The organism is Herbaspirillum sp. Her4, assembly GCF_057961335.1.
Genome location: NZ_CM176330.1, coordinates 5,078,962 through 5,104,432 on the forward strand (window position 1 = coordinate 5,078,962; position 25,471 = coordinate 5,104,432).

Below are 25,471 nucleotides of genomic sequence, written 5' to 3' on the forward strand. Positions count from 1 at the left end.
TGCCCGCGCCTTCTCCTGATGCAGTGGCACATGGCTGCCGAGCTTGTACCGCGCAGGTGCCGTATACTTGCAAGCTTGTTGCAAGTCATTGCAACGCGCCTGCAACTCCTTGCAGCCCTGCCGGTCTGACCCACCCGCGCCTCATCACAAGAACATCACCTGCTGCCTCATGGAAATCGTCTTCACCGTCCTGATCCTGCTGCTGGCCGTCGCCGTCTCCGGCGTGGTCGCGCGGCTGGCTCCCTTCAAGCTGCCGCTGCCCCTGTTCCAGATCGCCCTGGGCGCGGTGCTGGCCATGCCCATGTTCGGCCTGCGCATCAGCTTCGATCCGGAGCTGTTCCTGCTGCTGTTCATCCCGCCGCTGCTCTTCACCGATGGCTGGCGCATGCCCAAGCGCGAATTCTTCCGCCTGGCGCGCCCCATCGTGGCGCTGGCCCTGGGTCTGGTGATGTTCACGGTGGTGGGCGTGGGTTACTTCATCCACTGGATGATCCCGGTCATCTCGCTGCCCTCGGCCTTCGCGCTGGCGGCCGTGCTCTCGCCCACCGATGCCGTGGCGGTCTCGTCCATCGTCGGCAAGGGCCGCCTGCCGGCCTCGATGCAGCACGTGCTGGAGGGCGAGGCGCTGATGAACGATGCGTCCGGCCTGGTGGCCTTCAAGTTCGCGATTGCCGCCGTCATCACCGGCACCTTCTCGCTGCTGGACGCCAGCATTTCCTTCGTGCTGATCGCCGCCGGCGGCATCGCCGTGGGGCTGATCGTGGCCTGGGGCTTCGGACTGATCCGCCGCAAGATCATCGAATGGGCCGGTGACGAGCCGGGCATCCAGGTGGTGCTGCTGTTGCTGATCCCCTTCACGGCTTACATCTTTGCCGAACACTTTGGTTTGTCCGGCATTCTGGCGGCGGTAGCGGCGGGCATGCTGATGCCCTATCTGGAGACGGCCGGTGGCGAATCGGCGGCCACGCGCTTGCAGGGACGCAGCATCATGACCATGCTGGAATTCGTCTTCAACGGCATGTCCTTCCTGCTGCTGGGCCTGCAATTGCCGGGCATCGTCAGCCTGGCCCACGTGGATGCGCAGATGGCAGGCAATGTGCCGGTGTGGCATCTGTTCGTCTACATCCTGGCCATCACGGTGGCGCTGATCGTGCTGCGCTTCGTGTGGGTCTGGATCAACCTGCGCATGCGCCGCTTCGCCTCCGCCCTGCGTGGCCAGAGCGGGCGCAACCGCAAGTTCGATTTGCGGCTCATCAGCATCACGGCGCTTTCCGGCGTGCGCGGGGCCATTACGCTGGCCGGTGTGATGTCGATCCCGCTGCTGCTGAAGGAACATACGCCCTTCCCGGCGCGTGACCTGCTGATCTTTCTCGCCACCGGCGTGATCCTGTGCTCGCAGCTGTTCGGCAGCTTCCTGCTGCCCTGGATGCTCAAGGATCTGCAGCTCGATGCCGAGGTCAAGCGCCGCCGCGCCGAGGAAATGATGGCGCGCCTGCGCCTGTCGGAGGCAGCCGTGCGCACCATCGAGGAGGCGCAGGAACGCATCGGCGTCAATCTCGATGAATCCGATCTGGCGTTGTTGATGGAAGTCAGCGGCAGTCTGTTGGCGACCTATCGCATGCGCATGAATGCGGAGAGTGATTCGGAAGAAACCCAGCGCGCGGCCAACCGCTTCAAGCAGTTCGAACGTGAACTGCGGCTGGAGGCAATCCGCGCCGAGCGGCTGGAAGTGCACTACCTGCGCGCTGAACAGCGCATCAATGACGAGACCTTCCTGATGCTCATCAACCAGATCGACATGGCCGAGACCTGGTTGCTGGGATCATTGAATGCGCCGGGGCAGCATCACTGACCCGACATCCCTCCCGCGTACCGCACCAACGACAAAGCCCGCAACGCCCTTGTACCGGGCGTTGCGGGCTTTGTTGAATCCAGGTTAAGAATCCGGAATTGGCCGCTCATTGGCCAATGCGCGGCCAATTCACGTCACCGGCAAGGCAGGAATCAGGCTACCGAATTGACGGTCGTGCCGATGATCTCTCCGGTCGCATTGCGCGAAGCCTGCTCGCGGCGATTGCGTTCCTGGCGGGCGTTTTCGGCGCGGGTTTCATCGGCCTGGATTTCTTCGAGGCGACGCTGCTCGGCCTTCAAGGCGGCTGCGGCTTCTTCGGCGCGGCGCACGGCCACCGGATCGTTGGCCTTGCCAGTGGTCGGTGCATTGCCGTTGGGGTCGGAGACGACGCCGTTGACGGCAGAGGAAATGTCCATGGCCATGATGGGCTCCCTTTGAAACGAAGGCTGAGGAATGATGACTGGCGGCGACAGGATGTGCCTTCCAGTGGAACGAATGCCGACTATGTTACGCCCATTGCAGCGCTCTGCCACAGGGAAAATCCTGAAAAGGGGTGATTTTTGTGCGGACGGTACGGAGCGGCTTGCGCGGTCGTCAACAAATCCCGATTTCCCGATATCGGCATGGCAACTTCCTTGCCACGCCGGCAAGAGGCCTCAGTGGCAATCCGGTACGTTCTGGTCGAGGTAGACCTCGAAGGCCACGTTGTTGACCCACTTCTTGATGGTTTTGTCCCAGAACGCATCGTTCCATCGCGCGGCCAGTTGCCGTGCGGCGGCCAGGTCGGCCGGGTCATTGCCGCGTACCTGCAGCACCAGCGCCTGGCGCGTCACCGGCGGCAGTTGCGCGGAAAACTTTTTCCATTCGGGCAGCTTCAACAGCGCCTTCATGAGCGTGTCGTCATGCACGGCAGCATCGCACTGGCCGATGCGCACGGCCAGCAACGAATCGGCCGGGGCCGGCATCACTTTCTCGATGGCGGCATAGCGTGCGCTGAGGGTGCCGACATAGGGCGATCCGGCGGAGACGCAGACGGTGCGGCCTTTCAGGTCTTCCCATTTGCGGAGGGTGGTATCGGTGCGCATGATGGCCATGCCACCGGCGCTGTAGCCGGTCGGAACCATGATGACGTCGGCCGCGCCCGCCTGGGCGACATCGATGCGCGTGAGCACGACATCAGGACGCACGCCCTTCAATGCGGCGCGGTCCTGCGTAGTGGGCTGGAGGTCGGCCTTGAGCTTCCATTGCACAGCGAGATCCTCGGCCGGCACGATGGCGATGTTTTCCGGGGTACGGAATTTCATGCCGCCCTTGTAGAGCGGCGGCACGTGGTCCAGCCCGATGCGCACGGTGTCGCTGCGGCGTGCGTCATCGAGCACGCCAGCCTGCGCGGCACCCACGGTCAGGCAGACCGACGCCAACAAGGTGAGGCGAACGAGGGTATGCATGGCGGGCATAGCTTCAGACGTACTGGTACTTGAGCAGGCGATGCTTGAGGTTTTCCAGAATTACCTGGTCGATCAGCGCGGCCAGGATGGCGATGGTGAGGATGTTGGCCATCACGCCGATCATGTCGGCCGTCTCGCCCGAGTAGGCCAGCGTGCGGCCCAGGCCCTTGCCGAAACCGACCAGCATTTCAGCGGAAATGAGCGCGCGCCAGGCATTGCCGAAGGCCAGCTGGGCACCGGTGATGAGTTCGGGCATCACTGCCGGCAGGTACACCCGGCGCAGCATGGACAGGCGCGAAGCCCCCATCACGCGGGCCGCCGAGACATGCACCTGCTGCACGCTCTCGGTGGCATTCATGACCGAGAGTGCGGCCGGGAAGAACGCGGCGATGGCCACCACCACCACGATGGGCAGGTTGCCGAAGCCCATCAGGATCAGGAACAGCGGGACCCAGGCAATGGAGGGAATCGATTGCAGGATCACGATGGCCGACTTCAGCACTTCACGGAAGAAGAACAGCACCGCCCCGATCAGGCCGAACCCGATGCCCAGCACCAGCGCCGAGCCATAGCCCAGGCCCAGGCGATAGAGACTGCCGAAGAGGGCCGTGCGGAAACTGCCGGACTGCACTTCCTCCACCAGCCGCGCGGCCACCTCGGGCACGCCCGGCATCAGGAAGGACGGCAGCGACCAGGCCGCGATCTGCCACATCAAAAGGATGAAGACGATGGCCAGCAGCATGGCCAGTTTCTTGCGGAGTCCGGTAACGCGACGCTGTGAGCTCATAAGGACAGGAAAGACAATGGCCGGACAGGGTCCGGCCAGGGTGAATACAAAAGGGAATCGATCAGGCGCAGTGCCGCATCACAGCTTGCGCGCGTTCTGCCACGACAGGTCGGTGATGGAATTCACATCGAAGGGCTTGCCGTCGCGGGTCTTGAGCGAACCTTGCGATTGCAGGATATCGGCGATTTCCTGCATGCGGTCCTGGTCCTTCTTGCTGATCTTGGGGGTGAAGGTCTGGCTCTTGATGGCGTCGCGGATGACGTCTTCGCGCAGCATCTCGCCATGCTTCAGGGTCTTCAGGGTCGGTTCGGCGATGAAGTAGCCGGCGATCAGCTTGGAGGCTTCGGCAGGCTTCTTCTGCAGCAGGGTGATGGCGTCGCGTTGCGCATCCAGCGACTTCCAGACGGCATCGCGTTTCTTCTTCAGGGTCTCGCCGGAAGTGATGACGACCATGCAGGGGAAGGGCCAGACTTCGCCGATTTCATAGACCTGCTTGACCGGTGCGATCAGTTGCGCAATGCGCGCCTGTGGCTCGAACAGGAAGGCCGCATCGACGCGCTTGCCCACCAGCGACTGCACCGCCACCTGGGGCGAGACGCCCATGACGTTGACGTCATCGGGCTTCACGCCCGCATCACGCAGGACCACGCCCTTGAGCACGGTGTCCGCGGTGCTGCCTTCGGCTTGCGAAGCCAGGGTCTTGCCCTTCAGGTCAGCCACCTTGTTGATACCGGAATCCTCGCGCGCCACCAGGGCGTGATAGCCCAGCTGCGCACCGCCGACCACCTTCAGGTCCGCGCCCTTGGAGGCCCAGGCCACGGCATTGGAGAAGCCGAACACGCCGCTGTCGAGCTGGCCGCCGACGATGGCCTTGACCAGGTCGGTGCCGGACTTGAATTCGATCAGTTCCACATCCAGTCCGTACTTCTTGTAGAGGCCGGCTTCATAGGCGGCCATGGCCTGGGCATCGTCCATGACGCGCAGGTAGCCGATCTTGAATTTTTCCAGGGCAAAGGCGTTGCCGGAGAAAGCCAGGGCCGCGGCGGTGATGGCCGGTGCCAGGATGCGTGCGAGTTTCATACTCCTACCCCTTCCAGGTTTTTTGCAAATTCGTCCTGCTCGGCGTGGATGCCCAGCAGACAAAGGATTTCGCGGCGGGTGGCCGCAAATTCGGACAGGTCGTGCGTCTTTTCGTGATGCACGAGATTGAATTCCTTCAAGACCTTGGCCGGACGCGGGCTGAACACGAAGATGCGGTCGGCCAGGAACAGCGCCTCATCGACATCGTGCGTCACCAGCACCACGGTCGGGCCCTGCTGACGGATCAGGTCGCGCAGGGCATCCTGCAGGGTCATGCGGGTCAGCGCATCGAGCGCACCGAAGGGTTCGTCCAGCAGCAGCGCCTTGGGCTGCGAGATGAAGGCACGCGCCAGGGCCGCGCGCTGGCGCATGCCGCCGGAGACCTGGTGCGGATAATAGTTTTCGAAACCCTTGAGCTTGACGTTCTCCAGCCAGACGCGGGCCTGGTCGGCGGATTTCTTCTTGTCGACATTCTGGAATTCCAGTGCCAGCGCCACGTTCTGTTGCAGCGTCAGCCAGGGATAGAGCGCGTTTTCCTGGAACATCAGGGTGCGCTCGGGATGCGGTCCGCGAATGGCCTGGCCGTCGGCGGACACGGTGCCGCTGCTGGCTTTTTCCAGACCGGCGGCCATGTGCAGCAGGGTCGACTTGCCGCAGCCGGAGGGGCCGACCAGCGCGACCAGCTCACCCGAGGCGATCTCGCGGGTGAATTCCTCGATCACGTGCAGGTCGCCGAAACGCTTGGCGACGTTGTTGAAAGATAGCTTCATGTGGTCCGCGGACGGGCCGCGCGTGGAATGGATGGAACGGAAGAGGCGCGCCGGTGCTGGCGCACGCGCCGGTCAGAAACTTCACAGGCTGCTCCAGCCTCCCCCATTGAGTCAGGCATGCACTGTACTGAGGCCGGCTATGCAAAACAACTACTTAAAAATCGTATGCTTATTCGTATTTCGAATAAGAAAGGTGGGCAAAACGCATAAAGGCGTCAGCCCTTCGTCAGCCTTTGCGCCTGCCATTGGGCCAACAGGCTCTGCACATCGGGATAGCGCAACTGCACGCCCAGCTCCTCCTTGATGCGCGCATTGTGGAGGCGGCGCGATTCCGACATGAAGGACAGCATCATCGGCGAGACGCTGCGTTCCAACTCGCTGCGCGGCAGGCGCGGCGGACGGGAAAGACCGGCGGCATCGGCCACGGCGTCGAAGTAGTCGCCCATCTTGAGGTCGGTATCGTCGACAGCGTGATAGACGCGGTTGGGCGCGCCCAGGCACATCGCCGCCAGGCAGATGCGGGCCAGGTCGTCAGCGTGGATGTGGTTGGTATGCACGTCCTCCTGCGCCACCAGCGCCGGCAGGCCCTTGTGCAGGCGCTCCAGCGGCAGGCGGTCGGCGGCGTAGATGCCCGGCACGCGCAGGATGGAGAGCTTGCCGTGGCGGCGCCGGGCCCAGGCGCGCAGCACGGTTTCGGCGTCCACCCGGCGCACGGCGCGGGCGTTCTGCGGACGCACGCTGCGGGTCTCGTCGAAACTTGCGCCAGCGCAATCTCCGTAGACACCGGTAGTACTCACATAAACCAGGCGCGCGCCCTCGGGTAAAATGGCGGCCAAATTGCGAGTGCGGCGGTCGATGCGGCCCTCGGACTGCGGCGGCGCCAGATGCACGATGGTCGGTGCCAGGCGCGCCAGGCGGCCCAGCGTCAAGGGGGCGTCCAGGTCGGCCACGATGGGAACGGCCCCGGCGGCGCGCAGTTCGGCGCGGCGCCGGGGGTTGCTGGTCACGGCCAGTACGCGGTAGCGCGGCAGTAGCAGCGGCACCAGCCGCAGGCCGACATCGCCGCAGCCCAGGATCAGTACGCGGGGCAGGCCCAGTTTTTTCACGGTGTTCAATCCAAATTTATTCAGAAGCAGAATTGTATGAGTTTCCAAGTCACAGTCCAGCCCAGCGGTCGCCAATTCTCCTGCGACGCCAGCGAATCCATCCTCACGGCCGCCATCCGCGCCGGTGTCGGCCTGCCCTACGGCTGCAAGAACGGCGCTTGCGGCTCCTGCAAGGGCAAGCTGGTCTCGGGTGAGGTCGAGCACGGTCCGCACCAGGTGCGCGCCCTCTCGGAGCACGAGCAGCAGCTGGGCCATGCCCTGTTCTGCGTGGCCAAGCCGCACAGCGACGTCACCATCGAGGCCCGCGAAGTGGCCGGCGTGGGCGAGATCCCGGTGCGCAAGCTGCCGGTACGCGTGGCCAAGCTGGACAAGGTGGCCGACGACGTCATCATCCTCTCGCTGCAGCTGCCGGCCAACGACCGCCTGCAGTACAAGGCCGGCCAGTACGTGGAATTCCTGCTGCGCGACGGCAAGCGCCGCAGCTACAGCATGGCCACCGCCCCGCACCGGGACGAGCACATGAGCCTGCACATCCGCCACCTGCCGGGCGGTCTCTTCACCGACCAGGTCTTCACCACCCTGAAGGAACGCGACATCCTGCGCATCGAAGGCCCGCTGGGCACCTTCTTCCTGCGCGAGGATTCCGACAAACCCATCATCCTGCTGGCCTCCGGCACCGGCTTTGCGCCCATCAAGGCCATCGTCGAGCAGTTGGAACATGCGGGCTCGAAGCGCCCGGTGACCCTGTACTGGGGTGGCCGCCGCCCGCAGGACCTGTACATGAGCGCCCTGTGCCAGCAGTGGGAACAGGACCTGCCCAACTTCAAGTACGTGCCGGTGGTCTCGAATGCCCAGGCCGAGGACAACTGGAGCGGCCGCACCGGCTTCGTCCACCGCGCCGTGATGGAAGACTTCCCCGACCTGTCGGGCCATCAGGTCTACGCCTGTGGCGCGCCGGTCGTGGTGGAATCGGCACAGCGCGATTTCAGCGCCGAATGCGGCCTGCCGGAAGACGAGTTCTATGCCGATTCCTTCACTTCCGAAGCCGACCTGGCCAAGGCCGTGTCGGACACCCCGGCCGCCTGACGGGCCGGGTGCGGGCGCCGGTGCTGTCATGCCGGCGTCACGCACATTTGCGAAGATGCCGCGCAAGCCTGATGCCGCGCGGCCCGGCGAGATGCGATGAAATTGCAACGGTGGCCCGCCCGATGCGCCTGCAAGCGGCTCCGGCGGGAAATTTCTTTTTGACGCTCTGCGCAAAACGTCCTAAACTTCACCGCATGATCGCCAACGCCACATTCTTACGACGCCGCAGCCAACCTGAGAAAGGTTTGCTGCTGCGCGCGTGAAGTGAAACGAATCGCGAAGCCACAGGCAAACCCTGTGGCTTTTTTTTATTCGCCATTTTGGGTCTGTCGTGCGCCTGCCGCCTAGCGCTTAGTGCTCATGTGTCAGCAACGGTCTGCACCACCCTCCCAACCACCCTATTCTTGCAGGAGCCTCTCGATGCAATTGAACCAGTCCGACACCAACAAGCTGATGTATGTCACCAACCGCCCCGAGCTGGTCTTCACCGAAGGCCATGGCATGTGGCTGACCGACCACAACGGCAAGCGCTATCTCGACTACCTGCAAGGCTGGGCGGTCAACACCCTGGGCCACTCGCCGCAATGTATCGCCGATGCCCTCAACGCGCAGAGCAAGAAGCTGATCAACCCGTCGCCGGCCTTCTACAATGCGCCCTCCATGGAACTGGCCGAGCTGCTGACGGCCAACTCGGTGTTCGACCGCGTGTTCTTCGCCAACAGCGGTGCCGAAGCCAACGAAGGCGCCATCAAGCTGGCCCGCAAGTGGGGCAAGAAGAACCCGGCCGCCGATGGCTCCTCGCGCTTCGAGATCATCACCTTCAAGCACAGCTTCCACGGCCGTACCCTGGCCACCATGTCGGCCAGCGGCAAGGACGGCTGGGACACCATGTTCGCCCCGCAGGTGCCGGGCTTCCCCAAGGCCATCCTGAATGACCTGGCCAGCGTCGAAGCGCTGATCGGCAGCCACACCGTGGCCGTGATGCTGGAGCCGGTGCAAGGCGAAGGCGGCGTCATCCCGGCGACCAAGGAATTCATGCAAGGCCTGCGCCGCCTGACCAAGGAAAAGAACCTGCTGCTGATCGTCGACGAAGTGCAGGCCGGCATGGGCCGTACCGGCCAGCTGTTCGCCTACCAGCACTCCGGCATCGAACCGGACATCATGACCCTGGCCAAGGGTATCGGCGGCGGCGTGCCGCTGGCGGCCCTGCTGGCGCGTGAAGAAATCGCTTGCTTCGAAGCCGGCGAACAAGGCGGCACCTACAACGGCAACCCGCTGATGACCGCCGTGGGCGTGGCCGTGATCAAGGAACTGCTCAAGCCCGGCTTCATGGAATCGGTGCGCGAGCGCGGCCAGTACCTGCGTCAGCGTTCGCTGGAAATCTCCGAGAAGTATGGTTTCGAAGGCGAGCGTGGCGAAGGCCTGCTGCGTGCCCTGCAACTGGGCCGCGACATCGGTCCGCAGATCGTCGAAGCCGCACGCAACCTGGAACCGGTGGGCCTGCTGCTGAACTCGCCGCGCCCGAACCTGCTGCGCTTCATGCCGGCCCTGAACGTGACCAAGGAAGAGATCGACCAGATGTTCTCCATGCTGGAAGACGTCCTGGCCAAGATCGGGAAGTAAGCGATGGCGGGGCGCGCAAGGATGGCATGGACGCACAGGGCCGCTGCGCCCTCTTCCCGGTCGGCACTGGCTGCAGTATGTGCGGCACTGGTGCTGGCCGCCTGCGGCACGGCACCGACCGCGCCCCCCATCGCCCGGCTGCCCGGTGCCCCGCAATCGCAGGTACCGGCGCTGCCGGCCACCGACAATGGCAATGAAGTGGCGCTCTATGCGCTCTCGCTGATCGATACCGGCTACCGCTTCGGTGGCAAGAATCCGTCGGCGGGTCTCGATTGCAGCGGCATGGTCAGCTACATCTTCGGCCAGGCCGCCAATTACCGCATCAGCGGCAGTGCCGCCGACATCGCCCGCCAGGGCCGCCAGATCGATCCTTCGCAATTGCGCGCGGGCGACCTGGTGTTCTTCAACACCCAGAACCGTCCCTTCTCGCACGTGGGCATCTATCTCGGCGATGGCCGCTTCGTGCATGCACCTTCCACCAATGGCAAGGTGCACATCACGCGCATGGACAATCCCTATTTCTCGCGCCGCTTCGAAATGGCGCGCACCTACTTCAACTGAACTACTTCAACTGAAGCGAAGCCTTGCGGGCGGGCCGTTTGCGCGGCGCGCTCTCCTGCTGCTGGCGGTTGCCGTATTCCCGGATCAGATTGGCGCTGTAGCGCGTGAAGGCGATGTCCATGTGCCGCCGCATGGCCGCGCGCGCCTGCTCAGGGTTGCGCTCGCGCAGGGCCTGCATGATGAGGCCGTGCTCCTCGATGGCTTCCTGCCAGACGCGGGTGCCGTCGAAGTGGCTGTGCAGGCGCTCGAACAGCGGGCCCAGGCGGGCATCGAAGAGCTGCGTCACCAGCCCGACCAGCACGCTGTTGCCGGTGGCCTCGGCCAGTCGGATGTGAAAGAGGCGATCGGCTTCCAGCGGATCAATGCCCGCTTCGGCATGCGCGATCATGAGCGCATAGGCTTCCTCGACGGCAGCGATCTGCTGCTTGCTGCCATGCTGGGCGGCGGCATAGGCCACTTCGCCTTCGATCATCTCGCGCGCACGGATCAGTTCCAGCGGTCCTTCCTCGCCGGACAGGTCATGCCGCAACTCGCGCTGCATGGGCGGTGTACAGACATAAATGCCCGAGCCCATGCGCACTTCGATGTAGCCCTCCACCTCCAGCGCAATGAGCGCTTCGCGCAACGATGGACGGCTCACGCCCAGCTGCACCGACAGTTCACGCTCGGACGGCAGGCGTGAACCGACGGCAAATTCTCCGTCCACGATCAGCTTGCGCAGCTGGTCGCTGATCTGCCGATACAAGCGCTGCGGTTCGATCGCTTCGATGGGCATGATGGTCCTCAGGCGAGGGTCGCGGGAAACTCCAGATCGTAGGCGGCACCGGCTTCACGCAGCATGGGCGCAATGGTCGGATGCAGGGTCACGCCTTGCGCCAGCTGCTCGGCGCGGCGCTGCATGCCACGGTCGCCGGGCATGCGCACCTGGCCCACGCCGGGGCGCGGCGGATTGCTGCGGCAGGCCTGCGCGATGTGATCCATCTGGCGCTTGAAGTCCTGCTCGCCGCCGAAGGCCGACGGATCATAGAGCGACATGAACACCGTCGCCCCCCAGCCCGCTGCCGGATCGGCACGCCCGAAACCGGACAGGCCGCCCGTCAACGCCTCGATCAGCACGGCCAGCCCGAAGCCCTTGTGCCCTGCCGAGAGCCCGCCCAATGGCAGGATGGTGCCCGGTGGCGTGGCCGAGAGCACGGCCGGATCGCGGCTGGGATGACCGGCGCCGTCGATGAGCCATTCTTCCTCGAACTGCTTGCCGGCCTTGTGCAGGCGATTGCTCATGCCGTTGGTGGTGATGGAGGCCGAGATGTCGACCAGGAAGGGCGTGCCGGAAGTGGGAATGCCGGCCGCAATCGGATTGGGCGTAAACACCGCCTGCGTACCACCGAAGGGGGCCACGCTCTGCACCGCCGGGTCCGAACTGGCCAAAATCATCATGAAGCCCTCTTGCGTGGCACGCAGCAGATAGGCGGCCAGGCAGGCGATGTGATGGCTGTGGTGAATGGTCAGTGAAGCGGTGCCATAGTCGCGCGCCTTGGGGATCAAGGCATCGATGCCCTGGTGCACCAGCCACGGGCCCGGCAGGCGGCGGCCATCCCAGGCCAGCGCGGCGGCGCGCTCCGAGAGCACCTCGGGTTGGCCGGTTTTGGCCATGCTGCCCTTTTCCAGTTCCTTGACGTAGGGGGCCAGCAGCGCCAGCCCGTGCGTGTCGTGGCCCAGCAGGTCGCCATCGACCAACGTGGCGGCGACGCTGTCAGCCTTGTCGGCCTCCAGGCCTGCGCGCTGCAACAGAGTGGATGCGAACTGACGCAGGGCGTCAGCGGAGAAACGTTCGGGCATTGCCATGGAACCACCTTTCCTTGCTTGAATCATCGATTGAAATCTTTTCACCTCAGGCCAGGGCCAGCGGCTTCCTGCGCACCAGCTTGAGCACCAGCGGCAACAACCACAGCAGCAGCGTGATCACGCCCAGCGTGCCGGCAATGGGGCGCTCGAAGAAGGCCAGGAACTGGCCGTCGGACTTGATCATCGAGGTCACGAAATGTTCTTCCAGCATCCCGCCCAGCACCACGCCCAGCACCGCCGGCGCCACCGGGAAACCGTTCTCTTCCATCACGTAGGCCAGCAGACCGAACACCAGCATGATGCCCACGTCGGTGACACTGTTGTTGGTCGCATAGGAGCCGACGATACAGAACAGCAGGATCAGCGGCATCAGGATGCCGCGCGGGATGGAGAGGATGCGCTTGGCCATCTTGATGCACCAGAAGCCCAGCGGCAGCATCAGCAGGTTGGCCAGGATGAAGACCAGGAAGATCGCGTACATCGACACCGGGTTGTCGACGAAGATCATCGGTCCCGGATTGAGGTTCTTCATGTAGAGCACGCCGATGACGATGGCGGTGATCGAATCCCCCGGGATACCGAACACCAGCGCCGGAATCCAGGCCCCGGCCAGCGCCGAGTTATTGGCCGCGCCCGATTCGACGATGCCCTCCGGATGGCCGGTGCCGAATTTCTCCGGCTCCTTCGACATCTTCTTGCTCATCGCATACGACATCCAGGCCGCGATGTCAGCGCCTGCGCCGGGCAGCGCACCGACCAGGGTCCCGAGGACGCTGCCGCGCAAGACCGACTTCGGATACTTGAGCATCAGCCCCCACATGCCCTTGAAGACGTTGCCGACGCGGCTTTCCGCAACCTTCATGGTGAAGTCGCGCGAGACCGCGAAGCGCAGCACCTCGGACATGGCGAACATCCCGACCATCAGCGGCACCAGCGATACCCCGCCCAGCAGGTCGGGCTGATCGAAGGTGAAGCGCGGTGCACCGGCCGGATTGCCCATGCCGACGGAGGCGATGAACATGCCCAGGAACAGCGAGACGAAGCCCTTCAAGGGATTGTCGGAGGCGATGAAGATGGCGCAGGTCAGGCCCAGCAGCACCAGCCAGAAATATTCGAAGGAGGAGAATTTCAGCGCCAGCTCGGCCAGTGCCGGTGCCGAGAAAATCAGCACGAAGGTACCGAACAATCCGCCGATGACCGAGAACACCAGGCTGGCGCCCAGCGCAATCTCGCCCTGCCCTTTCATGGTCATGGCATAGGCTTCATCGGTATAGGCGGCCGACGAAGGCGTGCCGGGAATGCGCAGCAGGCAGCCGGGAATGTCGCCCGAGAAGATCGCCATGGCCGTGGCCGAGACCATGGCTGCGATGGCCGGCACCGGCGGCATGAAGAAGGTCACCGGGACCAGCAACGCTACCGCCATGGTAGCGGACAGGCCGGGTACCGCCCCCATGAAGAGGCCGAAGATGGAGGAACCGAGAATCACCGCCAGCACGTAGGGATCAAACACCATCGCCAGTGCGGCGTAGAGGTTGGCAAGCATGTCGTCTCCTTACCAGGCCAGGGGCGTGAGGATGCCCCAGGGCAAAGGCACCTTGAGCAGTTTGTAGAAGATGGTGTGGATCAGCAGCGCACTGGCCATCGCCACCGGCAGGGCCACCAGCACGCGGGTGCGGAACGTCAGGAACAGCGCCAGCAGCAGCACGAAGGCCGTCGGCAGGAATCCCAAAGGTTCCGAGACCCCGATGTAGAACACCAGCGACAGCGGAATCAGCAGGAAGGAAAACACCGCATGGCCGCTGCGGAACCAGTCAGGCAGCGTGACCCAGCGCAGGTCCTGCTCATCAGCACCCACCGTGGCAATGCGCGAAGCAGGCCCACCGCGCGCAGTGCGCGCCTGCCGCAAACCGCGCAGGCCACGCAGCACCAGCAGCACGGCACAGATCATCAGCCCGCCGGCCAGCGCCTGCGGAAATACGTTGGGCCCGATATCCTGCCCCATCGCGGGCAGGCGGGAAGAAGCGATCCAGAGCACGACCGCAAGGACAGCGATCAGCAGCCCGGACAAGGCATCATTGATTTTCATGGGACAGTCCCGAAGCGAAGAGCACGATGAGAAGAGCGAGGCAGGCGCATCGATTGCGGTCAATGCGCCTGCTCCATGCCTGTTACCTGGCCATGCCCAGGGTCTTGAGGATGGCGCCCATGTCCTCGTCGCTCTTGTCCATGAACTTGCCGAACTCGGCCGCATCGGCATACTGCGTACCGAAGCCGCGTCCGCTCATGAAGTCCTTGTATTCCTTGCTGTCGTAGATCTTCTTGAGGCTGGCCGAGAGCTTGCCCTGCACATCGGCCGGCAGGCCCTTGGGCCCGACGATGCCGCGCCAGGCACCGTTGGTCCAGGTGCTGCCGGTCAGGCTCTTGAGCGTGGGCACCTTGGGATAGAGCGCCGCCGGTTCGTTGGCCATGATCACCAGTGGCGTGGCCTTGCCGGCATCGATCAGCGAACGTGCTTCCGGCAGCGAGGCCGCGACGATGTCCACCCCGCCCGCAGCCAGGTCCACCATGGCCGGCGCAGCGCCGTTGGAGGGCACGAAGCGCACCGCATTGGGCGCGACCTTGAGGTCGTTCAACATGCCGGCCAGGCCCAGGTGCCAGATGCCACCCTGCCCGGTGCCGGACGCCTTGAGCTTGCCGGGATTGGCCTTGATGGCCTTCAACAGGTCGTCGAAGTTCTTGTAGGGCGAATCGTTGCTCACGGTCAGCGCGGCCGGGTCGAAGTTCATCAGCGCCAGCGGCGTGAGGTCACGCGGGGTCAGCTTGGTCAGGCCCTGGTGGTGCATCATCGAAATCTCCACCGTGGCGATGCCGATGGTGTAGCCGTCCGGTGCGGCACTGGCGATGGCCTGGTGGCCCACCGCGCCATTGCCGCCGGTCCGATTGACCACGTTGACCGGCTGGCCCAGGTCCTTTTCCAGCAAGGCACCGATGATGCGGGCCGTGGCATCGGTACCGCCGCCGGCGCCCCAGGGCACGATCAGCGTGACCGGACGTTCGGGCCAGGCGGCAAAGGCCGCGGGGGCGGCCAGGACGGTGCAGGCCGCGCTGGCGGCCAGGATGGTCTTGAACAAGGTTCTGCGGGTCAACTGCATGGTCTCCTCCGTTGTCATCTGCGCTCATTGCGCGCAATGGGGTGCGGCTAACGCTTTGGCAAAGGACTTTCGTTACCGCTTCTCTGACCTGCGGGGAGCGCCGGAGTGATTGGCCATGCGGAAGAGATTTTCCCCCGCTGGTCTCCTGTGTTGTCTCTGTTGCGCAGGTCTCATGCCTTGCTGCTTGTTCTTGTAATCCGGACCGGGCCGGTGAGGCTGCATCATGCTGCTGGCCGCGCCCCCGCATTGGGATGAGTCGCGCAGAGGTCATGTGGTCTGACCAGCGGAGGCTAGAATTTCACATCACCCAGGCAGTGTCAAGGATGAATCGAATGGAACAAAAAAATTCATCCTTGGTGCCATGCAGCATTAATACCCCGCCGCAAAGCCTTGCCAGCTCTGGCTTTCAGACAGGCAGTGTGTTTTACTGCATGTTGCAGGGGCGACGCAAAAAGCCGGCCGCACAATGCTGACAAAAAGCTTTCTCGCGATCTGGTATTACCACTTGACCAAACAAATCTGGCTGCAATAGACTCGCAGCCAATTACACAAGTCACGTCGCTTCAGCGTGCTTCGCCACCGTCGGGGACGGGGCAGGCCGCAGGGCAGAACGGACGGCACAGACCCAGCCGCTACGGCGGCTCCAGGCAACGGAGACATCCCATTGGCTTATCCAGGCACAGCATCGCATGTGAACCGCAGGACGTCGGCTGGCCGGGCGCAAACGCGCCGCGCCGCCACCGCTGCCAGCGTCCGTGCGCGCCGCGCCTTGCATCGCTGCTCCGCTTTCGGGTCCCTGCTGGCCTTCCTGCTGATTGATTTTTCCCGCTATTTCTTTGACCAGGGCGACAGTCATCCTGTCGCCCTGCGCGCTCTCGCCTGAGTTCGACAAAGACCAGGTTCGCGCAGGCAGCAAGCATTGAACGGCACTGCCGGCCTCATCCGGCTGGCAGCACATGGATCGCATGAAGCAGGGCAAGGGACGCAGTGCGCGCTTGCGCACGCACCTTGCCAGGGAAACGACAATGACTGACGACACCAAGAAAAAATCCACCCGCCGCAGCCAGGCCTGGTTTGGCCGCCAGGACCGCGATGGGTTCATCTACCGCTCCTGGGTGAAGAACCGCGGCATCCCGCACGACCAGTTCGATGGCCGTCCGGTGATCGGCATCTGCAATACCTATTCCGAACTGACCCCCTGCAATTCGCACTTCCGCGCCTTGGCCGAACAGGTCAAGATCGGCATCTGGGAAGCCGGCGGCTTCCCGCTGGAATTCCCCGTGATGTCGCTGGGCGAGACGCTGCTGCGCCCCACCGCCATGCTCTACCGCAACCTGGCCAGCATGGATGTGGAAGAGTCGATCCGCGCCAATCCGCTCGATGGCGTGGTGCTGCTCATGGGCTGCGACAAGACCACGCCGGCGCTGCTGATGGGCGCGGCTTCAGTGGATGTGCCGACCATCGGCGTCTCCGGCGGCCCGATGCTCTCGGGCAAATACCGTGGCCGTGAACTGGGTTCCGGGACGGGCGTATGGCAGATGTCGGAAGATGTGCGCGCCGGCAAGATGACGCAGGAAGAATTCTTCGAAGCCGAGAGCTGCATGCACCGCTCGCACGGCCACTGCATGACCATGGGCACGGCCTCCACCATGGCCAGCATGGTCGAGGCATTGGGCGTGGGCTTGCCGCACAATGCCGCCATTCCCGCCGTCGATGCGCGCCGCAACGTGCTGGCCCGCAACGCCGGCCGCCGCATCGTGCAGATGGTGGACGAAGACCTGGTGCTCTCCAAGATCCTCACCCGCCAGGCCTTCGAGAATGCCATTCGCGTCAACGCCGCCATCGGTGGTTCCACCAATGCGGTGATCCACCTGCTGGCCATTGCCGGCCGCATCGGCATCCAGCTCGACCTGAAGGATTGGGACGACATCGGCCAGCAACTGCCCTGCCTGCTGGACCTGCAGCCCTCGGGCAAATTCCTGATGGAAGATTTTTACTATGCGGGCGGCCTGCCGGCGGTGATCCGCCAACTGGAAAGCGTGATCGACAAGACCGCCCTGACCGCCAACGGCAAGACCCTGTGGGAGAACTGCCAGGATGCGCCGAACTGGAATCCGGAAGTCATCCGCAGCTTCGACCAGCCCTTCAAGGAAGCGGCCGGCATCGCCATCCTCAAGGGCAACCTGGCCCCGGACGGTGCCGTCATCAAGCCATCGGCCGCCACCCCTGCCCTGCTCAAGCATCGCGGCCGTGCCGTGGTCTTCGAAAACAGCGACGACCTGCACACGCGCATCGATGACGAGAACCTGGACGTCGATGAAACCTGCGTGCTGGTGCTCAAGAATTGCGGCCCCAAGGGTTACCCCGGCATGGCCGAAGCAGGCAACATGCCGCTGCCGCCGAAGGTGCTGCGCAAAGGCATCACGGATATGGTGCGCGTCTCGGATGCGCGCATGAGCGGGACCGCCTACGGCACCGTGGTGCTGCACGTCTCGCCGGAAGCGGCCGCCGGTGGGCCGCTGGCGCTGGTGCAGAACGGCGACTTCATCGAACTCGATGTGGAGGCACGCAAGCTGCACCTGGATGTGTCAGAGGAAGAACTGGCGCGCCGCCGTGCGCAATGGCAAAAGCCTGAGCTGCCGCCGCAGATGCAGCGCGGCTGGGTCAAGCTCTATGTGGACCACGTGCAGCAGGCCAACCAGGGCGCGGACCTTGATTTCCTGGTCGGCAAGAGCGGACCTTACGTGCCCAAGGACAATCACTGAACTGGCCTGCCCTTGCCTCCAGCAACGGCGGCAAGGGCAGGAGAAATTTTCAAAGCCAACTGGCTTGACCGAATTCCACCTGCAGCAACGCATCAGGCATCACAAGCTTCACAGGCTTCAACAAGCAGCATTAAGCAAAAGTTAAGGGTCATTCAAACAGCATTAAATTCAGCTTAATACCAGCATCCGTCGTACCCCGGGACCACGGTACAGCCACACAAGCGGCGGCCGTGTTCCAGGAAGTAGTTGCATCAGGTGGACCAAGACAACCATCACGGAGACGAGCAATGAAAGTACTGATTACGGACTACGATTTCCCCGACGTCGACCTGGAGCTTGCGCTCTACAAGGAAGCCGGTGTGGAAGTCGTGACCGCGCAATGCCGCACGGAAGAGGAGGTGATCGCCGCCTCCGCAGGATGCCAGGGTCTGCTGGTGCAATACGCACCGGTGAACGCAAAGGTCTTTGCGGCCCGTCCTGAAATCCGCATCGCCAGCCGCTATGGCGCGGGCTTCGATACCATCAACACGGCCGATGCCGCAGCCCACGGCGTGTGGGTCGCCAACTCGCCCGACTATGGCGTGGGCGAAGTGGCCACCCATGCACTGGCCATGGCACTGGACCTGATCCGCAACATCACCGTCTATGACCGTGCCGTGAAAGCCGGCGAATGGCACTACACCACGGCCGGCATCATTCCGCGCGCTTCCGATCTCACCATCGGCATCATCGGCCTGGGCCGCATCGGCAAGCGCATGGCGCATATCTCGCGCAATCTCTTCAAGCGCGTCATTGCCTATGATCCCTACATCATCGATGGCGATTTCCCCGCCTACGTGGAGCGCGTGAACCGCGAAGAACTGTTCGCCCAGGCGCATGTGGTGTCGCTGCATACGCCCTTGAACGACGAGACACGCAACATGATCGACGCTTCGCTGCTCAATCTGCTGCAGCCGCAGAGCTACCTGGTGAATTCCGCACGCGGCGGCCTCATCAAGATCGACGACCTGTTGGCCGCGCTGGAAAACGGCCAGCTCAAGGGTGCCGCGCTGGACGTCCTGCCGGTGGAGCCGCCGCAGACAGCCTCGGCTATCGTGCAGCATCCACGTGTGCTATTGTCGCCGCACGCGGCCTTCTTCTCGGATGTCGCAGCGCGCGAACTGCGGCGCAAGGCGGCCCAGAACCTGATCGACTGGGACCGCAACGGACGGCCCTCCTACGTGGTCGTTCAGGGCAAGAACAAATAAGTCAAAACAATCACCCCGGCAACGGGGCGCCAACGCAGCACCGCGCCGGCCGCCAGCCGGCGCAGCATCAGTGTAGACAACGAAAAAAAGGAAGACCGGCAGGATCTTCCACGCGTCCCTCCACAGGACGTGCCTGAACAAAGTGCGTTGTGAACGGCTCCGCCTGGAACCGGTTCCGCAGCGTCGATACGAGGATAGACACGAGGAGCATTTGATGGCATCAGTACAGATCCGCGCAGTCAAGAAACAGTTCGGCAGCACCCAGATCATCCGGGGCGTCGACATCGATATCGCCGATGGCGAATTCACCGTCCTGGTCGGTCCGTCCGGCTGCGGCAAGTCGACGCTGCTGCGCATGCTGGCGGGACTGGAGGAAATCACCGGCGGCGAGATCCTCATCGGCGGCACCGTGGTCAACAACGTCCAGCCCAAGGACCGCGACATCGCCATGGTGTTCCAGAACTACGCGCTCTATCCGCACATGACGGTGCGCGACAACATGGCCTTCTCGCTGACCCTGGCCAAGAAGGACAAGTCCTTCGTGGAAGAACGCGTCAAAAAGGCCGCCGACATCCTCGGCCTGAACCAGCTGCTGGACCGCTATCCGCGCCAGCTCTCGGGCGGCCAGCGCCAGCGCGTGGCGATGGGCCGCGCCATCGTGCGCGATCCGCAGGTGTTCCTGTTCGACGAACCGCTCTCCAACCTCGATGCCAAGCTGCGCGTGCAGATGCGCACCGAGATCAAGGAACTGCACCAGCGCTTGAAGACCACCTCCATCTATGTCACCCACGACCAGATCGAAGCGATGACCATGGCCGACCAGATCGTGGTCATGCGCGATGGCCTGGTGGAACAGCGCGGCCGTCCGCTGGACCTGTACGACCATCCGGCCAACCTGTTCGTGGCCGGTTTCATCGGCTCTCCTGCAATGAATTTCATCCCTGCCACCCTGCGCCGCAACGGTGGCGGTGGCGCAGCAGAAGTCGAGTTCGCCGATGGCACCCGCGTGCCAGCGCCCTATGGCAGCGCCCTGCAGGGCAATGACGGGCAGAAGGTCACCTACGGCGTGCGTCCCGAGCACCTGGCCATCGGTGCGGCCGGGCAAGGCATTGCCACCAAGGTCATCGTGGTGGAACCGACCGGGGCCGATACCGAAGTGTTCTCGCGCTTCGGCGAGACCAGCCTCACCTCGATCTTCCGCGAGCGCCATGATTTCGGCGCGGGCGACGTGATCCACCTGGTTCCCGACCACAGCCGCACGCACCTGTTTGACGCCGAATCGGGCAAGTCGCTGGCGGCCCGCTGATCCAACGCACCATCACTGCAGTAAGCCAAGCACCACCCGTAGCGCAGCATCACAAGAAAAAGAGTCCATCCGCAAGAACAGCCGTTCGAGAGCGGTCCAATTCGACTTTCAACCGAAGGAGTAGGAGACATGAGCAAGCTGACACGACGCGAATTCCTGGTCACCAGCGCTGCCGCCGCAGCCGCATCGAGCATGGGCGTGAACGCCTTTGCTGCAGGCCCCGGCGCGGCTGGCGCCGACAGCATCAAGTACCCCATCGAACAGGGCGCGACCTTGCGTATCCTGCGCTGGAAGCGTTTCGTCCAGGGCGATGAAGACCTGTGGAACGCCAACGTCAAGAAATTCACCGAACTGACCGGCGTGGCCGTGCGCACCGACAGCGAAGGCTGGGAAGACGTGCGTCCGAAATCGGCCGTGGCCGCCAACGTGGGCAGCGGTCCGGACATCGTGCTGGGCTGGTTCGACGACCCGCAGCAGTACCCGACCAAGCTGGTCGACATGACCGACCTGGCCGACTCGCTGGGCAAGCGTTATGGCGGCTGGTACGACGTCTGCCGCAAGTACGGCACCAAGGACGGCAAGTGGATCGCCCTGCCGCTGGGCGTGATCGGCAATGCCCTGGTCTATCGCGAAAGCCAGATCAAGGCGGCCGGCTTCGATGCCATTCCCAAGGACACGGCCGGCTTCCTCAAGCTGTGCCAGGCCTTGAAGGCCAAGGACACTCCGGTCGGCTTCGCCCTGGGCAAGGCCGTCGGTGACGCCAACAACTGGGCGCACTGGCTGCTGTGGTCGCATGGCGGCAAGCTGGTGAACAAGAACGGCCAGGTCGCCATCAACTCGGCCGAGACCCGCGCCGCGCTGGAATACGCCAAGCAGCTCTATGCCACCTTCGTGCCCGGCACCCTGTCGTGGCAGGATCCGTCCAACAACAAGGCCTACCTGGATGGCCAGATCAGCCTCACGGCCAACGGTATCTCGGTGTATTACGCCGCCAAGAACTCGCAGGATCCCAAGCTGCAGGACATCGCCAAGGATACCCAGCACGCGCACTTCCCGGTCGGCCCGGCCGGCAAGCCCACCGAGCTGATGCAGATCACGCAGATGATGGTGTTCAAGCACACCAAGTTTCCCAATGCGGCCAAGGCCTTCGTGCAATTCATGTTTGAGCCGGACCAGTACAACCCGTGGATGAAGGCCTCCATCGGCTACGTCAGCCAGCCGCTGAAGGCCTACGAGAAGAACCCGGTCTGGACCGACGACCCGAAGGCCACGGTGTACCGCGACTCGGCCTCGCTGATGCTGGACCATGGCCACGAAGGCCCGCTGGGACAGGCCTCGGCGGCCTGCATGGCGGACTACGTGGTGGTGGACATGGTGGCCGAGGCAGCCTCGGGCGCCAAGACCGTGCAGCAGGCGATCGACCGTGCGGCCGAACGCGCCAAGCGGTATTACAAGACCTGATGGCAGCAGCCTGAACGTCAGCAAGGCGGGTCCGGGTTCCCTCGGGACAGCGGGCAAAGGGGCAGGTTGTCAGGGCTTGCCGACCCGGTCCCGCCGCGCTGGCGCATCGCGACGCGTCACTACCGTATTGGCCGCAGGCCTGGCTTGCGGCCCTTTCATCGAGGCACATCATGCTATCCCGATTCCTGAACAACCGTAACGTACTGGGCATGCTGTTCATGGCCCCGGCCGTGATCCTGCTGGTGGTGTTCCTGACCTACCCGCTGGGCCTGGGCATCTGGCTGGGCTTCACCGATACCAAGATCGGCGGCGAAGGCAGCTTCATCGGCCTGGACAACTACACTTACCTGGCCGGCGATTCGCTGGCGCAGCTGTCGCTGTTCAATACCGTGTTCTACACGGTCAGCGCCAGCATCCTGAAATTCGCACTGGGCCTGTGGCTGGCCATCCTGCTCAACAAGAACGTGCCGCTGAAGACCTTCTTCCGCGCCATCGTGCTGTTGCCCTGGATCGTGCCGACTGCGCTCTCGGCCCTGGCCTTCTGGTGGCTGTATGACGCACAGTTCTCCGTCATCAGCTGGGCCCTGCACAAAATGGGCCTGATCGACCGCTACATCGACTTCCTGGGCGACCCGTGGAATGCGCGCTGGTCCACCGTCTTTGCCAACGTCTGGCGCGGCATTCCCTTCGTGGCGATCTCGCTGCTGGCGGGTCTGCAGACGATCTCGCCCTCGCTCTATGAAGCGGCTGCCATCGACGGTGCCACGCCCTGGCAGCAGTTCCGCCATGTGACGCTGCCCTTGCTCACGCCCATCATTGCGGTGGTGATGACCTTCTCGGTGCTGTTCACCTTCACCGACTTCCAGCTGATCTATGTGCTCACGCGTGGCGGTCCGCTCAATGCGACCCACCTGATGGCCACGCTCTCCTTCCAGCGCGCCATTCCCGGCGGTGCCCTGGGTGAAGGCGCGGCACTGGCAACCTACATGATTCCCTTCCTGCTGGCAGCGATCATGTTCTCGTATTTCGGCCTGCAACGTCGCGGCTGGCAACAAGGAGGTGACAAATAATGGCCAAGAAAAAAGACGACCAGCAGGAAACCCAAGGCATGGATTTCCTGCAATCGACACCGCGCCGCTGGGTGACGATCTACATTCCGCTGCTGATCTTCCTGTTCGTGCTGCTGTTCCCGTTCTACTGGATGGTGATCACGGCCTTCAAACCGGACAATGAATTGCTCTCGCAGACCGGCAACCCCTTCTGGGTCGTTGCCCCGACGCTGGCGCACTTCAAGAAACTGCTGTTCCAGACCCAGTATCCGGCCTGGCTGCTCAACACGGTGATCGTGTCGGTGGTGTCGACCTTCGCCTCGCTGGCGGCCAGCGTCTTTGCCGCCTATGCGATCGAACGCCTGCGCTTCCAGGGCTCCAAGCAGGTCGGGCTGGGCATCTTCCTGGCCTACCTGATCCCGCCCTCGATCCTGTTCATTCCGCTGGCGGCGATCGTGTTCAAGCTGGGGCTGTTCGATACGCGCTGGGCGCTGATCCTGACCTATCCGACCTTCCTGATCCCGTTCTGCACCTGGTTGCTGATGGGCTACTTCCGCTCGATTCCTTATGAGCTGGAAGAGTGCGCGCTCATCGATGGCGCCACCCGCTGGGAGATCCTGGTCAAGATCATCCTGCCGCTGGCGGTGCCGGGCTTGATCTCGGCGGGCATCTTTGCCTTCACGCTGTCCTGGAACGAGTTCATCTATGCGCTGACTTTCATCTCCTCGTCCGAGGTGAAGACGGTGCCGGTGGGCATCGTCACCGAACTGGTGGAAGGCGACGTCTACCACTGGGGCGCACTGATGGCCGGGGCGCTCCTGGGCTCGCTGCCGGTGGCGGTGGTGTATTCGTTCTTTGTGGAGTATTACGTGTCGGGGATGACCGGGGCGGTGAAGGAATAAAGCTTCACCCTGCATCCTGTGCGGCAAGAAGAAAGCCCGGCGTTCGCAAGAACGCCGGGCTTTTCTTTAAAGCGGCACAGCGGGTCGACTAGACCTTACTGCTTGGCCAGCGGCGCACTCCCCGCCTCCACCGTTTTCTTCTCCGGCAGCTGCTTGCGTACCTTGGCCACATCGGACGCGTTCACCGAAGACGCCTGGTTACCCCAGCTGCTACGGATGAAGGTGACCACATCGGCCACTTCCTGGTCCGACAGCCGGCTGGCAAAGCCCGGCATGGCGAACTGTGTCGGTGCCTTGTGGGTCCACGGCATTTCGGCCCCCTCCAGCACGATGCGGATCAGCGAAGCCGGGTTCTCGGCATTGACCGTCGGCGACAAGGCCAGGGTCGGGAAGGTTTCTTCATATCCCTTCCCGCTGCTGCGGTGGCAGGCCGCGCAGTTGTTCAGGAACGCCATGGCGCCCGGACTCTGGTCGCTGCCTTTGCGCAAGGCCTGGTGGGTCTTGTCGTCATAGGCCAGCGCTGGCGTGCCCTCCTTCACCGCCTTCAAGGACTTCAGGTACTTGGCCATGGCCGAGAGATCTTCCCCGGTCATGTACTGGGTACTGTTGGCCACCACGTCGGCCATGCCGCCAAAGGCAGCGGAATGGCTGTTGCGGCCGGTCTTGAGGAAGGCCACGATGTCGGCCTCGCTCCAGTTGCCCAGACCGTCGCGGGCGTCACCGCGCAGGTTGTTGGCCAGGTAGCCGTCGATCACGCCACCGGAGAGGAACTGGCTGCTGTCATTGGACAGCGCCTTCTCCTGCATGCCCACGCCGCGCGGGGTGTGGCAGGCGCCACAGTGGCCCAGGCCTTCGACCAGGTATTGGCCGCGGACCAGAGGACTGTTGTCCTCCGGACCATCGGCCGCCACTGCCGGCGCGAACACCTTGCGCCACACCGACAACGGCCAGCGCATCGACAGGGGCCAGGTGATGTCCACACCGCGATTGGGTGCGGGATCGGCCTGCACGCCCTGCATGAAGTAGGCATAGAGCGCCTTCACGTCTGCCGGCTTGACCTTGGCGTAGGAGGGATACGGCATGGCCGGATAGAGCGACGCGCCATCCTTGCGGATGCCGTGACGCAGCGCACGGTCGAAATCCTCTTCGCTGTAGTTGCCGATGCCGTGGTCCTTGTCCGGCGTGATGTTGGACGAATACACCGTGCCGATGGGCGTGGCTATGGGCAAGCCACCCGCAAAGGGCTTGCCGCCCTTGGCGGTGTGGCAGGCCACGCAGTCACCGGCCTTGGCCAGGTACTCGCCACGCTGCACCAGCTGCTGGTCGGCCGAGGGAGCGGCGGCACTGCTCTGCGCTGCTGCGGTGAAGGCGGACAGCGACATGACGGCCGCACAGGCGGCGATGAAATAATGCTTGATCATGATGGTCGTC

Annotated in this window: 22 protein-coding genes; 10 read left to right on the forward strand and 12 right to left on the reverse strand. The window is 63.7% G+C overall.

The features are described 5' to 3' along the window. Positions 1 to 169 precede the first annotated feature (169 nt). The gene (locus ACWFUC_RS23020) at positions 170 to 1,852 is read left to right on the forward strand and encodes a Na+/H+ antiporter (protein WP_489637371.1); all 1,683 of its coding nucleotides are present in this window, start codon (positions 170 to 172) and stop codon (positions 1,850 to 1,852) included. Positions 1,853 to 2,004: 152 nt separating this feature from the next. On the opposite strand, the gene ACWFUC_RS23025 is transcribed toward ACWFUC_RS23020, so the two are convergent. The 6 genes from ACWFUC_RS23025 to ACWFUC_RS23050 form a co-directional block, all read right to left on the reverse strand. After that, positions 2,005 to 2,274, reverse strand: coding sequence for a hypothetical protein (locus ACWFUC_RS23025; RefSeq protein ID WP_034338578.1), 270 nt, complete (start codon positions 2,272 to 2,274; stop codon positions 2,005 to 2,007). A gap of 234 nt (positions 2,275 to 2,508) precedes the next feature. Continuing rightward, positions 2,509 to 3,300 (reverse strand): type 2 periplasmic-binding domain-containing protein, encoded by a 792-nt coding sequence (locus ACWFUC_RS23030; protein ID WP_489623463.1) that lies wholly within the window; start codon positions 3,298 to 3,300, stop codon positions 2,509 to 2,511. Positions 3,301 to 3,313: 13 nt separating this feature from the next. Then, a complete protein-coding gene (locus tag ACWFUC_RS23035; RefSeq protein WP_088754909.1) occupies positions 3,314 to 4,087 on the reverse strand; it encodes an ABC transporter permease in 774 nt (257 codons plus the stop codon). 78 nt (positions 4,088 to 4,165) lie between these two features. Next, a complete protein-coding gene (locus tag ACWFUC_RS23040) occupies positions 4,166 to 5,167 on the reverse strand; it encodes an ABC transporter substrate-binding protein (protein ID WP_088754908.1) in 1,002 nt (333 codons plus the stop codon). Beyond that, positions 5,164 to 5,937 (reverse strand): ABC transporter ATP-binding protein, encoded by a 774-nt coding sequence (locus tag ACWFUC_RS23045; RefSeq protein ID WP_134223005.1) that lies wholly within the window; start codon positions 5,935 to 5,937, stop codon positions 5,164 to 5,166. The genes ACWFUC_RS23040 and ACWFUC_RS23045 overlap by 4 nt, the downstream gene beginning before the upstream one ends. A gap of 215 nt (positions 5,938 to 6,152) precedes the next feature. Further along, positions 6,153 to 7,043, reverse strand: coding sequence for an NAD-dependent epimerase/dehydratase family protein (locus tag ACWFUC_RS23050; protein ID WP_489623464.1), 891 nt, complete (start codon positions 7,041 to 7,043; stop codon positions 6,153 to 6,155). Between the two features lie 36 nt (positions 7,044 to 7,079). On the opposite strand from ACWFUC_RS23050, the gene ACWFUC_RS23055 reads away from it, so the two are divergent. From ACWFUC_RS23055 to ACWFUC_RS23065, 3 genes are all read left to right on the forward strand, one after another. Continuing rightward, the gene (locus tag ACWFUC_RS23055; protein ID WP_489623465.1) at positions 7,080 to 8,129 is read left to right on the forward strand and encodes a CDP-6-deoxy-delta-3,4-glucoseen reductase; all 1,050 of its coding nucleotides are present in this window, start codon (positions 7,080 to 7,082) and stop codon (positions 8,127 to 8,129) included. A gap of 420 nt (positions 8,130 to 8,549) precedes the next feature. Further along, positions 8,550 to 9,752, forward strand: a complete 1,203-nt coding sequence (locus ACWFUC_RS23060) for an acetylornithine transaminase (protein ID WP_034334028.1) — start codon at positions 8,550 to 8,552, stop codon at positions 9,750 to 9,752. A gap of 3 nt (positions 9,753 to 9,755) precedes the next feature. Further along, positions 9,756 to 10,313 carry a C40 family peptidase gene (locus ACWFUC_RS23065; protein ID WP_259432820.1) on the forward strand — a complete coding sequence of 186 codons (558 nt, stop codon included), beginning with the start codon at positions 9,756 to 9,758 and terminating at the stop codon, positions 10,311 to 10,313. A 1-nt stretch (position 10,314) separates the two neighbouring features. On the opposite strand, the gene ACWFUC_RS23070 is transcribed toward ACWFUC_RS23065, so the two are convergent. The 5 genes from ACWFUC_RS23070 to ACWFUC_RS23090 all read right to left on the reverse strand — a co-directional run bounded on the left by ACWFUC_RS23070 (position 10,315) and on the right by ACWFUC_RS23090 (position 15,310). Continuing rightward, complete coding sequence (locus ACWFUC_RS23070; protein WP_489623466.1) at positions 10,315 to 11,088, reverse strand: FadR/GntR family transcriptional regulator; 774 nt, start codon at positions 11,086 to 11,088, stop codon at positions 10,315 to 10,317. 8 nt (positions 11,089 to 11,096) lie between these two features. Beyond that, positions 11,097 to 12,158, reverse strand: a complete 1,062-nt coding sequence (locus ACWFUC_RS23075) for an Ldh family oxidoreductase (RefSeq protein WP_204725801.1) — start codon at positions 12,156 to 12,158, stop codon at positions 11,097 to 11,099. 46 nt (positions 12,159 to 12,204) lie between these two features. Next, positions 12,205 to 13,701, reverse strand: coding sequence for a tripartite tricarboxylate transporter permease (locus ACWFUC_RS23080; protein ID WP_134137436.1), 1,497 nt, complete (start codon positions 13,699 to 13,701; stop codon positions 12,205 to 12,207). Between the two features lie 9 nt (positions 13,702 to 13,710). Continuing rightward, positions 13,711 to 14,244: a tripartite tricarboxylate transporter TctB family protein gene (locus ACWFUC_RS23085; protein WP_489623467.1), complete on the reverse strand. Its 534-nt coding sequence runs from the start codon at positions 14,242 to 14,244 to the stop codon at positions 13,711 to 13,713. An 82-nt stretch (positions 14,245 to 14,326) separates the two neighbouring features. Then, positions 14,327 to 15,310, reverse strand: a complete 984-nt coding sequence (locus tag ACWFUC_RS23090) for a tripartite tricarboxylate transporter substrate binding protein (RefSeq protein ID WP_145604297.1) — start codon at positions 15,308 to 15,310, stop codon at positions 14,327 to 14,329. A 1,025-nt stretch (positions 15,311 to 16,335) separates the two neighbouring features. Between ACWFUC_RS23090 and ACWFUC_RS23095 the strand changes: the two genes are divergently transcribed. From ACWFUC_RS23095 to ACWFUC_RS23120, 6 genes are all read left to right on the forward strand, one after another. Continuing rightward, positions 16,336 to 18,075, forward strand: coding sequence for an IlvD/Edd family dehydratase (locus ACWFUC_RS23095; RefSeq protein WP_489623468.1), 1,740 nt, complete (start codon positions 16,336 to 16,338; stop codon positions 18,073 to 18,075). Between the two features lie 287 nt (positions 18,076 to 18,362). Further along, positions 18,363 to 19,322, forward strand: a complete 960-nt coding sequence (locus tag ACWFUC_RS23100) for a C-terminal binding protein (RefSeq protein ID WP_121045157.1) — start codon at positions 18,363 to 18,365, stop codon at positions 19,320 to 19,322. A gap of 214 nt (positions 19,323 to 19,536) precedes the next feature. Next, positions 19,537 to 20,628 carry an ABC transporter ATP-binding protein gene (locus ACWFUC_RS23105; protein ID WP_209567304.1) on the forward strand — a complete coding sequence of 364 codons (1,092 nt, stop codon included), beginning with the start codon at positions 19,537 to 19,539 and terminating at the stop codon, positions 20,626 to 20,628. Between the two features lie 129 nt (positions 20,629 to 20,757). Further along, positions 20,758 to 22,089, forward strand: coding sequence for an ABC transporter substrate-binding protein (locus tag ACWFUC_RS23110; RefSeq protein ID WP_489623469.1), 1,332 nt, complete (start codon positions 20,758 to 20,760; stop codon positions 22,087 to 22,089). A gap of 170 nt (positions 22,090 to 22,259) precedes the next feature. Beyond that, complete coding sequence (locus tag ACWFUC_RS23115) at positions 22,260 to 23,159, forward strand: carbohydrate ABC transporter permease (RefSeq protein WP_039784562.1); 900 nt, start codon at positions 22,260 to 22,262, stop codon at positions 23,157 to 23,159. After that, the gene (locus ACWFUC_RS23120; protein WP_039784561.1) at positions 23,159 to 24,040 is read left to right on the forward strand and encodes a carbohydrate ABC transporter permease; all 882 of its coding nucleotides are present in this window, start codon (positions 23,159 to 23,161) and stop codon (positions 24,038 to 24,040) included. Before ACWFUC_RS23115 ends, ACWFUC_RS23120 begins: the two co-directional genes overlap by 1 nt. A 95-nt stretch (positions 24,041 to 24,135) precedes the next feature. Here the strand turns inward: ACWFUC_RS23120 and ACWFUC_RS23125 are convergent, their stop codons facing one another. Beyond that, positions 24,136 to 25,461 (reverse strand): cytochrome c, encoded by a 1,326-nt coding sequence (locus ACWFUC_RS23125; protein ID WP_489625574.1) that lies wholly within the window; start codon positions 25,459 to 25,461, stop codon positions 24,136 to 24,138. Positions 25,462 to 25,471 lie beyond the last annotated feature (10 nt).